A 12,779-nucleotide genomic window follows, 5' to 3' on the forward strand; every position below is an offset into this window, starting at 1 on the left:
TTCACCTTCACTCTTTAAGCCGATGCTTAGCGAGTGGTTACCTCGGTAGAAGCGAAGAAGTAAGCGATTTCGCGAGCAGCAGCGGCTTCGGAGTCCGAACCGTGGACGGCGTTGGCGTCGATGGATTCGGCGAAGTCAGCGCGGATGGTGCCGGCAGCAGCTTCTTTAGGGTTGGTGGCGCCCATCAGCTCACGGTTGCGAGCGATGGCGTTTTCGCCTTCCAGAACCTGAACGACAACCGGACCGGAAGTCATGAAGGCAACCAGGTCACCGAAGAAACCACGAGCGCTGTGCTCAGCGTAGAAGCCTTCAGCTTCAGCCTTGGACAGTTGCTTCATTTTCGAAGCTACGACGCGCAGGCCAGCGTCTTCGAAACGGGTCACGATCTTGCCGATCACGTTTTTAGCAACGGCGTCAGGCTTGATGATGGAGAAAGTACGTTGAACAGCCATGGTGTAACTCCAGAAACGGTAATGTGCGAAAAATTAAACCCGCGAATTATACGCGGGTTTAGGGGGATTGCCTAACCTGCCGAGTGCGCTCAGTCGGCTTCTGCGATCCACGCGGCCTGGATGGCCTCGAGAACCTTTTCACCGCCGTGCTTGGGATCGTCGCCGAACTCCGGCAAAGACACGACCCAGTTGTGCAGGTCGACGAAGTTCACGTAACGCGGGTCCACGTCGGGCTTGCTTTCCGCCAGCTCGATCGCAATATCAAGTACATCAACCCATTTCAGACTCATGACAGCTCCTGGAATCAGTGCGGCGCTTCGGCTGCATGGTTGAGCGAATATTTCGGTATCTCGACGGTCAAGTCTTCAGTCCCGACCTTTGCCTGACAGGTCAGGCGCGACTGCGCTTCCAGGCCCCAGGCACGATCAAGATAGTCCTCTTCCAGCTCATCGGCTTCATTGAGCGAGTCAAAGCCTTCGCGAATGATGCAGTGGCACGTGGTGCAGGCACAGACTCCGCCGCAGGCGCTCTCGAGCTCGATATGGTGTTCATGGGCCACTTCGAGAATGGAAGTGCCCGTCTCGGCTTCTACAACCATACCGTCCGGGCAAAACTTTTCGTGTGGCAGAAAAATGATCTGCGGCATCGTTATTCCTCAATCTCATTCAGGTTGCGCCCCGCCAGCGCAGCTTTCACCGTCGAATCCAGGCGGCGGGCGGCAAAGGCATCGGTCACCTGGGACAGACGCTTGGTCTGCTGCTCGATGGCCGGACCATCAGTGCCGCTCATCAATTGACGCAATTCTTCCATCTGGTGCTCGATCACCATGCGCTCTTCGGCATCGAGCAGACGCTCGCCGTCGGCATCCAGGGCGCCTTGCACCGCTTCGAGCAGGCGCTCGGCATCGACTTGATGTTCGCGCAGCTGGCGCGCCACCTTGTCGTAACCGGCATGTTCGAAGGAATCCTTGAGCATCCGGGCGATTTCGCCATCGGTCAGGCCATAGGATGGCTTGACCTGAATGCTGGCCTCGACACCCGAGCCCAGTTCGCGGGCAGCGACGCTGAGCAAGCCGTCGGCATCAACCTGGAAGGTGACGCGGATTTTCGCAGCGCCCGCCACCATGGCCGGGATCCCGCGCAACTCGAAACGCGCCAGGGAACGGCAGTCGCTGATCAGCTCGCGCTCACCCTGCAGCACGTGGATCATCATGGCCGACTGGCCATCTTTATAGGTGGTGAAATCCTGGGCGCGGGCCACGGGGATCGTGGTGTTGCGCGGAATCACCTTCTCCATCAGGCCGCCCATGGTTTCCAGCCCCAGGGACAACGGAATCACATCGAGCAGCAGCAACTCTTCGCCGTCGCGCTTGTTACCGGCCAGGGTATCGGCCTGGATGGCAGCGCCAATGGCAACCACCTGATCCGGGTCGATCTCGGTCAGCGGCTGGCGACCGAAGAGCTCGGCGACCGCTTCACGTACACGCGGCACGCGCGTCGAACCACCGACCATGACCACGGCTTCGACTTCTTCGATCTCGATGCCGCTGTCGCGCACGGCGCGGCGGCAGGCCTTGAGGCTGCGCGCCACCATCGGCTCGATCAGGGCGTCGAATGCCTGGCGGGTCAGTTCGGCACGCCAGTCGCCATGGGCCACTTCCACGGAATCGGCCTGGGTCAGTGCTTCCTTGGCCGCGCATGCCGCTTGCAGAAGGCTGCGCTGGGCACCCGGGTCGAGGTCGGCGGACAAACCGGCCTGCTCGACCATCCAGGTCGCGATTGCATGGTCGAAGTCATCGCCGCCCAGGGCGCTGTCGCCACCGGTAGCCATGACTTCGAAGACGCCGCCCGTCAGGCGCAGAATGGAAATATCGAAAGTTCCGCCACCCAGGTCGTAGATCGCCACCACGCCTTCGGCGTGCTGATCCAGGCCATAGGCCACGGCCGCCGCGGTCGGCTCATTGAGCAGTCTCAGCACATTGAGGCCGGCCAGCTTGGCGGCATCCTTGGTGGCCTGACGCTGGGCGTCATCGAAATAGGCCGGCACGGTGATCACCGCGCCGACGAGCTCACCACCCAGGGTTTCTTCAGCCCGCTGACGCAGGGCCTTGAGGATATCGGCGGAGACTTCGACCGGGCTTTTCGGCCCCTGGACCGTGTCGATGAACGGCATGTGCGATTCGCCACCGACAAAGCGGTAAGGCAGTTGCTCGCCCAATTGCTTGACGTCCGCCAGGCCACGGCCCATCAGGCGCTTGACCGACAGCACGGTGTTGAGCGGGTCACTGGAGGCAGCCGCCTTGGCAATCTGGCCCACATCGATACGATCGGCGTGATAGCGCACCGCAGACGGCAGAATGACCTGCCCTTGCGCGTCGGGAAGAGGTTCGGAAAGACCACTGCGCAACGCAGCGACCAGCGAATTGGTAGTGCCAAGGTCGATGCCAACCGCCAGACGACGCTGGTGGGGCTGAGGACTCTGGCCGGGTTCGGCGATCTGCAGTAGGGCCATGCTTATCTGGGTATCAGGCGTGCAGCCAGCGGCGGCACTGGGTTAATCGTCGAGGCGCTCTTCCAGCTGGCGCACTTCGTAAGAAAGCTTGTCGAGGAACTGCATGCGCCGCATCAGGCGCTCGGCCTGTTCGCGCTGCGCTGCATCATTCCAGCAAGCGGCAAAGCTTTCGTTCAACTCGTCCTGGGCGCCTTTCAAGCGACGCTTGAAGGTTGCCACACCGGCCAGGTCGGCACTGTCCTGCAGATCCTCGAGCTCTTCGCGCAACTCCATCTGTTGCAGCAAGAACTCCGGATCGTGGACGGTGACTTCCTGAGGCACTTCATGACCGCTGATCGCCAACAGGTAGCGCGCCCGCTTGGGCGCACTCTTGAGGGTCTGGTAGGCCTCGTTGAGACCGGCCGAACGCTCGAGCGCCAGGCGCTGCTCACGCTCGGAAGCGTCAGCAAAGCGATCAGGATGAACCCCGCGCGCCAACTCACGGTAGCGCGCAGCCAATTGCTCGAGATCCAGACGGAAACTCGGTTTCAGGTCAAACAGGGCGAAATGACAAGGAGTACCCACGCGCAGCCTCAGATATTGAAGCTTTCGCCGCAGCCACACTCACCGCGCACGTTAGGGTTGTTGAACTTGAAGCCTTCGTTCAACCCTTCCTTGACGAAATCGAGCTCGGTGCCATCGAGGTAGACCAGGCTTTTGGGGTCGATGATCACTTTGACACCGTGACTTTCGAACACCTGATCCTCACTGCCGGCCTCGTCGACGAATTCCAGCACATAGGCCAGACCCGAGCAGCCAGTGGTGCGAACACCCAAGCGGATACCGTCGCCTTTGCCGCGCCCCTCAAGGGAACGCCGGACATGGTTGGCGGCGGCTTCTGTCATGCTGATAGCCATCGAGACTCCTTACTTGCACGCAAGCGACTTAGAGCAAACCTTTCTTCTGCTTGTAATCGCGAACGGCCGCCTTGATGGCGTCTTCCGCGAGTACCGAGCAGTGAATTTTCACTGGTGGCAGCGCCAGCTCTTCAGCCAGCTGAGTGTTCTTGATGGTCTCGGCCTCGTCCAGCGTCTTGCCCTTCATCCACTCGGTGGCCAGGGAGCTGGAAGCGATTGCCGAACCGCAGCCGTAAGTCTTGAACTTGGCGTCTTCGATAACACCCTGCTCGTTGACCTTGATCTGCAGACGCATCACGTCGCCGCACGCCGGTGCGCCAACCATGCCAGTGCCCACATCCGGATCTTCGGCGTTCATCTTGCCGACGTTGCGCGGGTTCTCGTAGTGGTCAATGACCTTTTCGCTGTATGCCATGGTGCTTAATCCTCACTCATCAGGGAGTCGCTCTAGGTGGCGACTACTTAGTGCGCCGCCCACTCGATCTTGGAGATGTCGACACCGTCTTTGTACATATCCCACAGCGGCGACAGAGCGCGCAGCTTGGTCACTGCCTCGCAGACTTTCTGCGCGGCGTAGTCGATTTCTTCTTCGGTGCTGAAACGGCCGAAGGTGAAGCGAATGGAACTGTGCGCCAGCTCGTCGTTGCGACCCAGGGCACGCAGGACGTAGGACGGCTCCAGGGAGGCCGAGGTGCAGGCCGAACCGGACGACACGGCCAGATCCTTGAGCGCCATGATCAGCGACTCGCCTTCAACGTAGTTGAAGCTCAGGTTCAGGTTGTGCGGAACGCGGGCGGTCATGCTGCCGTTGATGTACAGCTCTTCGAGGTGCTCGACCTGCTTGAAGAAGCGCTCGCTCAGGGCCTTGATGCGCACGTTCTCGGACGCCATCTCCTGCTTGGCAATGGCGAAAGCCTCGCCCATGCCGACGATCTGGTGCGTGGCCAGGGTACCGGAACGCATGCCGCGCTCGTGACCGCCGCCGTGCATGGCCGCTTCCAGGCGAACGCGTGGCTTGCGGCTCACGTACAGGGCGCCGATGCCTTTGGGGCCGTAGGTCTTGTGCGCCGAGAAGGACATCAGGTCCACTTTCAGCTTGGCCAGGTCGATCTCGACCTTGCCGGTGGACTGGGCGGCGTCGACGTGGAACAGAACACCGCGCGAACGGGTCAGTTCGCCAATGGCGGCGATGTCGTTGACGGTGCCGATTTCGTTGTTCACGTGCATGACCGAAACCAGGATGGTGTCGTCACGCAGGGCCGCCTCGACCATGGCCGGAGTGATCAGGCCCTCGGGACCCGGCTCCAGATAGGTAACTTCGAAGCCTTCACGCTCCAGCTGGCGCGTGGTGTCCAGGACCGCCTTGTGCTCGATCTTGGAGGTGATCAGGTGCTTGCCCTTGGTCTGATAGAAGTGCGCGACTCCCTTGATAGCCAGGTTGTCGGACTCGGTTGCACCGCTGGTCCAGACGATTTCACGCGGATCGGCGTTTATCAGGTCGGCGACCTGGCGACGAGCGTTCTCGACCGCTTCTTCGGCTTTCCAGCCAAAGACGTGGGAGCGCGATGCCGGGTTGCCGAAGTTGCCGTCAACCAGCAAGCATTCGCTCATCTTTTGTGCGACACGCGGGTCAACCGGGGTGGTCGCGGAATAATCGAGGTAAATCGGCAACTTCATTGAAAATCTCCTATCAGGCAGGCGCACCGCTCATTTGAGTCGAATGTTCAGGCAATCATTCGACGGCGGACGTTTCTATCTTTTCCAGATGCGGCGTCCTGCCAGTACTGCGGCGCAGGTCCTGACGCAGGGCTACTTCTTGCACCTCACGGCGAGTCACAAGATCAGCCAGACTGATACCGCTCAAAAATTCGTGGATCTGCTGGCTGAGATCACACCACAAGTGGTGGGTCAGACAGGTGTCGCCGGCATGGCAATCGCCAAGCCCCTGGCAACGGGTTGCATCGACCGATTCGTTGACGGCATCGATAACCTGGGCAACCTGGATCCCTTCCATGTCCCGCGACAGCTGATACCCGCCACCGGGGCCCCGGACGCTGGACACCAGATTGCTGCGGCGCAATTTGGCAAAAAGCTGTTCGAGGTAGGACAGGGAAATACCTTGGCGCTCGGATATATCGGCCAGGGACACCGGCCCATGCTGCGCGTGCAACGCCAGGTCCAGCATGGCGGTCACGGCGTATCGGCCTTTTGTAGTCAGTCGCATGGCTATTACCACGGAGTTTCGGAATGGGGGCGAGTATGCAATTCCCTACTGTTTAAGTCAACTATATGACCTAGTACCTTAGTAGGGAATACCCGCAAAAGAGCGGCGGCATCATAGCAAAGCCGGGGCGCGAGCACACGCCCCTTGCATCAGCTGGCGCGAGAACTGCTTTGATCCTCGATTTTCACGTCGGCGAAATCCTCGTCGCGCAGGGCCGGCAGCTCCTTGGCGCAGTACGTGCTCCCCAGATCCTTGAGCGCACCGCACATCCCCTCCAGACGCCCGTCCACCGCTTGCAGGTGATCGAGCAACTGGCCGATGGCCCGGGCCACAGGGTCGGGCATGTCCTCGCTGACGCCATAGGCGTCGAAACCGATTTTCTCGGCCATGGCCTTGCGCTTGGCTTCCACCTCATCATCGGACTTCATGATGATGCGACCGGGAATACCGACCACCGTGGCACCGGCCGGCACTGCCTTGGTCACCACCGCATTGGAACCGACCTTGGCCCCCGCGCCCACCGTGAACGGCCCGAGCACCTTGGCGCCGGCACCGACCACCACGCCGTCTTCCAGGGTCGGGTGACGCTTGCCCTTGTTCCAGCTGGTGCCACCCAGGGTCACGCCCTGGTACAGGGTGACGTCGTCGCCGATTTCGGCGGTTTCGCCAATGACGATACCCATGCCATGGTCGATGAAGAAACGCCGACCGACCTTCGCCCCGGGATGGATCTCGATGCCGGTCAGCCAGCGACCGAAGTTCGACACCAACCGCGCCAGCCACTTCCAGCCCCACACCCACAAGGCGTGCGCCGCGCGATGCAACCAGATCGCGTGCAGCCCCGGGTAGCAGGTCAGTACTTCAAAGGCATTGCGGGCCGCCGGGTCACGGTGGAATACGCTTTGGATATCTTCACGCAGACGCTCGAACATCATTGATCCTTCCGCTTATGCGGCTCACCCCGTGCGACCTTCTGGGTCTCGGTGAGAATGCCGCGCAAAATACTCATTTCCGAACGGTTGACCGAGCTACGCCCATATAAACGACGCAACCGCGCCATCAGATGCTTGGGCTTCTCCGGGTCGAGGAATGCGATATCGACCAGGGTTTTCTCCAGATGCTCGTAGAACCGCTCCATCTCGTCCATCGTCGCCAGCTCGCCGCTGCGAACCGAAGCCACTTCGACTTTCTCGACCTTGCTCGCCTGGCCACCGGCTGCCAGCCAGGCCATGCGCACTTCATAGCTGAGCACCTGCACGGCGGCTGCCAGGTTCAGCGAGCTGAAGTCGGGGTTCGAAGGAATGTGCACGTGGTAGTGACATCGCTGCAACTCTTCGTTGGTCAGGCCGGCATATTCACGACCGAACACCAGGGCAATTTCCTCGCCCTGCCCCGCATGCTCGACAGCCATTACGCCGGATTCACGCGGATCGAGCAGCGGCCAGGGGATACGCCGGTCACGGGCGCTGGTGCCCAGCACCAGATTGCAGCCCACCAGCGCGTCCTCCAGGGTCGCGACCACTTGCGCGCCCTCGAGAATGTCGCTTGCGCCGGAGGCACGGGCATCGGCCTCATGGGAGGGAAAATCCAGCGGATCGACCAGCACCAGGCGCGACAACCCCATGTTTTTCATGGCACGCGCAGCCCCACCGATATTGCCGGGGTGGCTGGTATTGACCAGGACAACACGAATATTTTGCAGCAAGGCGAGCGCTCACAGACACGAGAAAAGGGAGCAAATCTTACAGAACCCACCGACATTGCGCTACGAAAGCAAATGTCGTCCTTCATGTCGCAAAGTTTTCTGATAGAATGTTCGGCTTTCTTTAACGACCCAGGTGAAACGTCCATGCAGCCCATGCTGAATATCGCGCTGCGCGCCGCCCGCAGCGCCAGTGAATTGATTTTCCGCTCCATCGAGCGCCTGGATTCCATCAAGGTTGACGAAAAAGACGCCAAGGATTACGTCTCCGAAGTCGATCGCGCAGCCGAGCAAAGCATCATCAATGCCCTGCGCAAGGCCTATCCGACCCACGGTATCTTCGGCGAAGAAACCGGCCTGCATGCAGGCAGCGGCGAAGGCGAAGACTACCTGTGGATCATCGATCCACTGGACGGCACCACCAACTTCCTGCGTGGCGTTCCGCACTTTGCTGTCAGCATCGCCTGCAAATACCGCGGCCGCCTCGAGCACGCAGTGGTTCTGGACCCGGTTCGCCAGGAAGAATTCACCGCCAGCCGTGGCCGTGGTGCCGCCCTCAACGGTCGTCGCCTGCGCGTCAGCCCGCGCAAGAGCCTGGAAGGCGCCCTGCTGGGCACGGGCTTCCCGTTCCGCGACAACCAGATGGACAACCTGGACAACTACCTGGGCATGTTTCGCAGCCTGGTCGGCCAGACTGCCGGCATCCGCCGCGCAGGCGCTGCCAGCCTGGACCTTGCCTACGTGGCTGCCGGTCGCTTCGATGCATTCTGGGAGTCGGGCCTGTCCGAATGGGACATGGCTGCCGGCGCACTGCTGATCCAGGAAGCAGGCGGCCTGGTCAGCGACTTCACCGGTGGTCATGACTTCCTCGAGAAGGGCCACATCGTTGCCGGTAACACCAAGTGCTTCAAGGCAGTACTGACGGCGATCCAGCCGCACCTGCCGGCTTCGCTGAAGCGCTAAGCTTTAGCCGCCCATAAAAAAAGCACCCTTCGGGGTGCTTTTTTTTGCCTCTCGTTCCCACGCTCCGCGTGGGAATGCCTTGTCTGACGCTCCTGCGTCAGAGGTCGCGACGCAGAGCGTCTGTGGATGCATTCCCACGCGGAGCGTGGGAACGAGGTCGCTCTTACTGCTGAGCCTGCCCCTGATCCAACACCAACCGCCCTTCCTTATCCACCGGAATCCGCGATCCTGGATCACGATCCATCCGCACCTGCCCGGCCTTGCCCGCCAACTCGTACTTCACGTTGTAACCGATCACCTTGTTACTGATATCGTTTACCGTGTTGCAACGCGTCTCGGTGGTCGTGTAGGTGTCGTTGTTCTGCATATTCTCCTGCACCTTGTTGCCGGCATAGCCACCGCCCACGGCGCCTGCGACCGTGGCAATCTTCTTGCCGGTGCCGCCACCAACCTGGTTGCCGAGCAGACCACCGGCCACGGCGCCCAGCACGCTACCGACGATCTGATGCTGATCCTTGACCGGCTTTTGCCGGGTCACGGCAACGTCCTTGCACACTTCGCGTGGAGTCTTGATTTGCTGGTTGATTGGCTCGACCGCCAGGACATCGGCATATTCCGGGCCGCTTTTAACCAAGTTGTAGGTTGCGACAGCGCCCCCGGCAGTCACACCGACAGCACCCAATACCGCACCCACCAACATCGACTTGTTCACGTGAACCTCCTGGCCATTACTCGCGGATCAATCTCCGCCCTTCTCCTTGCCTTGGAGTACAAAAAAAGGCGCGAGTTCAAAACTCGCGCCTTTTGGGTGATGCCTCAGACAGGGATGTCGCCGTTATGGACGCTCATCCACCTCCGTGGTTACGGCCGGAGGAATCAGGTCTTCACTGCTCAGATTCAGCCAGATCAGCACCACGTTGGCGATGTAGATCGAGGAGTAGGTACCCGCCAATACGCCGATGAACAGCGCAATGGAGAAACCGAACAGGTTGTCGCCACCGAAGAACAGCAGCGCAACAATGGCCAGCAGCGTCGAGATGGACGTCGCCATGGTCCGCAGCAGGGTCTGGGTGGTCGAGATGTTGATGTTCTCGATCAGGGACGCCTTGCGCAGCACCCGGAAGTTCTCCCGGACCCGGTCGAATACCACGATGGTGTCGTTGAGCGAGTAGCCGATGATTGCCAGCACCGCCGCCAATACCGTCAGGTCGAAGGTGATCTGGAAGAACGAAAGGATACCCAAGGTCACGACCACGTCATGGATCAGCGAAACGATCGCGCCGACCGCGAACTTCCACTGGAAGCGGAAGGCCAGGTAGATCAGGATCCCGCCCAACGCCAGGAGCATGCCGAGGCCGCCCTGGTCGCGCAGCTCTTCACCGACTTGCGGACCGACGAACTCGACGCGTTTGACCACGGCCGGGTTGTCGCCACCGATCTTGTGCAAGGCAGCGGCCACCTGGTTACCCAGGGTCGGGTCGTCGCCCGGCATGCGCACCAGCAGGTCGGTAGTGGCGCCGAAGCTCTGCACCACGGCTTCCTTGTAGCCTGCCTGAACCAGCTCCTCGCGAACCTTGGAAAGGTCCGCTGGGTGCTCGTAGGTCAGCTCGATGAGCGTACCGCCGGTAAAGTCCAGGCCGAAGTTGAGCCCTTTATGGAACCAGCTGAACAACGCCAGCACCGTCAGGAACATGGTAAAGGCGAACGCAATGTTGCGAACGCCCATGAAGTTGATGGTACGTTTCATGGCAGCCCCTTAAATCCACAACTTCTTGAAGTCACGACCGCCATAGATCAGGTTGACCATAGCGCGGGTCACCATGATGGCTGTGAACATCGAGGTAAAGATCCCGAGGGACATGGTGACGGCGAAGCCCTTGACCGGGCCTGTGCCCATCGCAAAGAGAATGCCGCCGACCAGCAGCGTCGTCAGGTTGGCGTCGAGAATCGCCGTGTAGGCACGGTCGAAACCTTCATGGATCGCTCGCTGCACGGACATGCCATTTTCGATCTCTTCGCGAATGCGCGAGAAGATCAGCACGTTGGCGTCCACCGCCATACCCATGGTCAACACGATACCGGCGATACCCGGCAGGGTCAGCGTCGCCCCCAGCAGAGACATCAGGGCCAGCAGCATGACCATGTTCACCGCCAGCGCGACGGTGGCGATGATGCCGAAGAAGCGGTAGATGGCAATGATGAACAGCGACACGAAGAGCATGCCCCACAGGGATGCATCGATACCCTTGACGATGTTGTCGGCACCCAGGCTCGGGCCGATGGTACGCTCTTCAGCGAAGTACATCGGTGCGGCCAGGCCACCGGCACGCAGCAGCAGCGCCAGCTCGGAAGATTCGCCCTGGCCGTTCAGGCCGGTGATCCGGAACTGACTGCCCAGCGGCGACTGGATGGTCGCCAGGCTGATGATGCGCTTCTCTTCCTTGAAGGTCTGGACCGGCACGTCTTTTTCGACGCCGTCGACGACCTGCTTCTCGTAACGAGTGGTCGGGCGTTGCTCGATGAAGATCACCGCCATGCTGCGACCGACGTTGCTGCGCGTGGCGCGGCTCATCAGCTCGCCGCCGTGGCCGTCGAGGCGGATGTTCACCTGTGGCTGGCCGTGCTCGTCGAAGCTGGCCTGGGCATCGGTCACCTGGTCACCGGTGATGATCAAGCCACGCTCGACAGCCGCCGGAGGGCGATTGCCTTCGCGGAACTCGAAGGTTTCGGTGGTAGCCTTCGAAGCACCCGGCTCGGCACCCAGACGGAACTCCAGGTTCGCGGTCTTGCCGAGAATACGCTTGGCTTCGGCAGTATCCTGCACGCCTGGCAGCTCGACCACGATGCGGTTGGCACCCTGGCGCTGAACCAGCGGCTCGGCCACGCCCAGTTCGTTGACCCGGTTACGCACCGTGGTCAAGTTCTGCTTGATCGAATACTCACGAATTTCTGCCAGCTTGTGCGGGGTCAGGGCCAGGCTCAGCACCGACATCCCGTTACGCTCGGTGGTGGTCAGCTCGAAATCGTTGAAATTCTTGCGAATCAGCACTCGGGCCTGCTCGCGCGATTCATCGTCGCTGAAGCCCAACTGGATTGCATTGCCTTGCTGCGGCAGGCTGCGATAACGCACGCGCTCTTTACGCAACAGGGTCTTTACTTCGCCTTCATAGACTTTCAAACGGGCATCGAGGGCTTTGTCCATATCCACTTCCAGCAGGAAGTGCACGCCACCGGACAAGTCCAGACCCAGCTTCATCGGGCTTGCCGCCAGGCTGCGCAGCCACTTGGGTGTGGTCGGAGCCAGGTTCAGCGCCACGACATAGTCGTCGCCCAGAGCCTTGCGCACTACGTCCTTGGCCGGAAGTTGATCTTCCTGCCTGGTCAGACGCAGCAAACCGCCCCTGCCCTTCTCGGCCAGGCTTGCGGCCTTGACCTGGATCCCGGCATCGGCGAGCGCCTTGCTCACGCGATCCAGGTCAGCCTGATTGACCTGCAGCGCAGTGCTTGCGCCACTGATCTGAATGGCTGGATCGTCAGGATAGAGATTGGGAGCGGAATAAATAAAACCGACCACCAGCACCGCCAGGATCAGTAGGTATTTCCACAGAGGGTATTTGTTCAGCATCACGCCGCCCGTTCAAGACGCGGGGCGCCTTGCGCGCCCCGTCGATTGGTAAAAGTGTGAATCTCAGATCGCTTTGAGCGTGCCCTTTGGCAGGGTCGCAGCGATTGCGCCCTTCTGGAACTTCAGCTCAACGTTGTCGGACACTTCAACGACGACGAAGTCATCGGCAACTTTGGTGATTTTGCCGGCAATACCGCCGGAAGTAACGACTTCGTCGCCTTTTTGCAGACTGCTCAGCAGATTTTTCTGCTCTTTGGCACGTTTGGCCTGTGGGCGCCAGATCATCAGATAGAAGATGACCAGGAAGCCAACCAGGAAAATCCACTCAAAGCCGGTACCGGCAGGGCCAGCAGCAGCGGCAGGTGCGGCAGCATCCGCATAAGCGGCAGGGATCAGAAAGCTCATT

General features: G+C 60.6%; 16 protein-coding genes. 1 reads left to right on the forward strand and 15 read right to left on the reverse strand.

Annotated elements, in window-relative coordinates; genetic code table 11:
* Nucleotides 1–26: 26 nt before the first annotated feature.
* From ndk to trmJ, 11 genes are all read right to left on the reverse strand, one after another.
* Nucleotides 27–452 (reverse strand): nucleoside-diphosphate kinase, encoded by a 426-nt coding sequence (ndk, locus tag F2S13_RS08910; RefSeq protein WP_166360101.1) that lies wholly within the window; start codon nt 450–452, stop codon nt 27–29.
* Nucleotides 453–541: 89 nt separating this feature from the next.
* Nucleotides 542–742: a Fe-S cluster assembly protein IscX gene (gene iscX / locus F2S13_RS08915; RefSeq protein WP_166360102.1), complete on the reverse strand. Its 201-nt coding sequence runs from the start codon at nt 740–742 to the stop codon at nt 542–544.
* A 14-nt stretch (nt 743–756) separates the two neighbouring features.
* The gene (gene fdx, locus F2S13_RS08920) at nt 757–1,098 is read right to left on the reverse strand and encodes an ISC system 2Fe-2S type ferredoxin (protein WP_166360103.1); all 342 of its coding nucleotides are present in this window, start codon (nt 1,096–1,098) and stop codon (nt 757–759) included.
* A gap of 2 nt (nt 1,099–1,100) precedes the next feature.
* A complete protein-coding gene (gene hscA / locus F2S13_RS08925) occupies nt 1,101–2,963 on the reverse strand; it encodes a Fe-S protein assembly chaperone HscA (protein WP_166360104.1) in 1,863 nt (620 codons plus the stop codon).
* 42 nt (nt 2,964–3,005) lie between these two features.
* Nucleotides 3,006–3,527, reverse strand: a complete 522-nt coding sequence (gene hscB, locus F2S13_RS08930) for a co-chaperone HscB (protein ID WP_166360105.1) — start codon at nt 3,525–3,527, stop codon at nt 3,006–3,008.
* A gap of 8 nt (nt 3,528–3,535) precedes the next feature.
* Entirely contained in the window at nt 3,536–3,859 is a 324-nt protein-coding gene (gene iscA, locus F2S13_RS08935) for an iron-sulfur cluster assembly protein IscA (protein ID WP_166360106.1), read from the reverse strand.
* A gap of 28 nt (nt 3,860–3,887) precedes the next feature.
* Complete coding sequence (gene iscU / locus F2S13_RS08940) at nt 3,888–4,274, reverse strand: Fe-S cluster assembly scaffold IscU (protein WP_002552476.1); 387 nt, start codon at nt 4,272–4,274, stop codon at nt 3,888–3,890.
* 47 nt (nt 4,275–4,321) lie between these two features.
* Nucleotides 4,322–5,536, reverse strand: a complete 1,215-nt coding sequence (locus tag F2S13_RS08945) for an IscS subfamily cysteine desulfurase (protein ID WP_166360107.1) — start codon at nt 5,534–5,536, stop codon at nt 4,322–4,324.
* Between the two features lie 55 nt (nt 5,537–5,591).
* Complete coding sequence (gene iscR, locus F2S13_RS08950) at nt 5,592–6,083, reverse strand: Fe-S cluster assembly transcriptional regulator IscR (protein WP_166360108.1); 492 nt, start codon at nt 6,081–6,083, stop codon at nt 5,592–5,594.
* A 149-nt stretch (nt 6,084–6,232) separates the two neighbouring features.
* Nucleotides 6,233–7,015, reverse strand: coding sequence for a serine O-acetyltransferase (gene cysE, locus F2S13_RS08955; protein ID WP_166360109.1), 783 nt, complete (start codon nt 7,013–7,015; stop codon nt 6,233–6,235).
* On the reverse strand, nt 7,015–7,788 hold the full coding sequence (gene trmJ, locus F2S13_RS08960) for a tRNA (cytosine(32)/uridine(32)-2'-O)-methyltransferase TrmJ (RefSeq protein WP_166360110.1): 774 nt from the start codon (nt 7,786–7,788) through the stop codon (nt 7,015–7,017). Before trmJ ends, cysE begins: the two co-directional genes overlap by 1 nt.
* A 144-nt stretch (nt 7,789–7,932) precedes the next feature.
* Between trmJ and suhB the strand changes: the two genes are divergently transcribed.
* Nucleotides 7,933–8,748, forward strand: coding sequence for a type III secretion system regulator SuhB (suhB, locus tag F2S13_RS08965; protein ID WP_166360111.1), 816 nt, complete (start codon nt 7,933–7,935; stop codon nt 8,746–8,748).
* Nucleotides 8,749–8,911: 163 nt separating this feature from the next.
* Here the strand turns inward: suhB and F2S13_RS08970 are convergent, their stop codons facing one another.
* The 4 genes from F2S13_RS08970 to yajC form a co-directional block, all read right to left on the reverse strand.
* The gene (locus tag F2S13_RS08970; protein WP_166360112.1) at nt 8,912–9,460 is read right to left on the reverse strand and encodes a glycine zipper 2TM domain-containing protein; all 549 of its coding nucleotides are present in this window, start codon (nt 9,458–9,460) and stop codon (nt 8,912–8,914) included.
* 123 nt (nt 9,461–9,583) lie between these two features.
* Complete coding sequence (gene secF, locus F2S13_RS08975; protein ID WP_166360113.1) at nt 9,584–10,495, reverse strand: protein translocase subunit SecF; 912 nt, start codon at nt 10,493–10,495, stop codon at nt 9,584–9,586.
* A gap of 9 nt (nt 10,496–10,504) precedes the next feature.
* Complete coding sequence (gene secD, locus F2S13_RS08980) at nt 10,505–12,373, reverse strand: protein translocase subunit SecD (protein ID WP_166360114.1); 1,869 nt, start codon at nt 12,371–12,373, stop codon at nt 10,505–10,507.
* Between the two features lie 63 nt (nt 12,374–12,436).
* Complete coding sequence (gene yajC, locus F2S13_RS08985; RefSeq protein ID WP_166360115.1) at nt 12,437–12,778, reverse strand: preprotein translocase subunit YajC; 342 nt, start codon at nt 12,776–12,778, stop codon at nt 12,437–12,439.
* Nucleotide 12,779 lies beyond the last annotated feature (1 nt).

It is taken from the genome of Pseudomonas akapageensis (assembly GCF_011355085.1).
GTDB lineage: Bacteria > Pseudomonadota > Gammaproteobacteria > Pseudomonadales > Pseudomonadaceae > Aquipseudomonas > Aquipseudomonas akapageensis.

Coding starts and splice junctions, on each gene's coding strand:
- iscX (WP_166360102.1), bottom strand. CDS start 742: ATGAGTCTGAAATGGGTTGATGTACTTGATATTGCGATCGAGCTGGCG.
- yajC (WP_166360115.1), bottom strand. CDS start 12,778: ATGAGCTTTCTGATCCCTGCCGCTTATGCGGATGCTGCCGCACCTGCC.
- hscA (WP_166360104.1), bottom strand. CDS start 2,963: ATGGCCCTACTGCAGATCGCCGAACCCGGCCAGAGTCCTCAGCCCCAC.
- secF (WP_166360113.1), bottom strand. CDS start 10,495: ATGAAACGTACCATCAACTTCATGGGCGTTCGCAACATTGCGTTCGCC.
- iscU (WP_002552476.1), bottom strand. CDS start 4,274: ATGGCATACAGCGAAAAGGTCATTGACCACTACGAGAACCCGCGCAAC.
- fdx (WP_166360103.1), bottom strand. CDS start 1,098: ATGCCGCAGATCATTTTTCTGCCACACGAAAAGTTTTGCCCGGACGGT.
- secD (WP_166360114.1), bottom strand. CDS start 12,373: ATGCTGAACAAATACCCTCTGTGGAAATACCTACTGATCCTGGCGGTG.
- F2S13_RS08945 (WP_166360107.1), bottom strand. CDS start 5,536: ATGAAGTTGCCGATTTACCTCGATTATTCCGCGACCACCCCGGTTGAC.
- cysE (WP_166360109.1), bottom strand. CDS start 7,015: ATGTTCGAGCGTCTGCGTGAAGATATCCAAAGCGTATTCCACCGTGAC.
- suhB (WP_166360111.1), top strand. CDS start 7,933: ATGCAGCCCATGCTGAATATCGCGCTGCGCGCCGCCCGCAGCGCCAGT.
- ndk (WP_166360101.1), bottom strand. CDS start 452: ATGGCTGTTCAACGTACTTTCTCCATCATCAAGCCTGACGCCGTTGCT.
- iscA (WP_166360106.1), bottom strand. CDS start 3,859: ATGGCTATCAGCATGACAGAAGCCGCCGCCAACCATGTCCGGCGTTCC.
- iscR (WP_166360108.1), bottom strand. CDS start 6,083: ATGCGACTGACTACAAAAGGCCGATACGCCGTGACCGCCATGCTGGAC.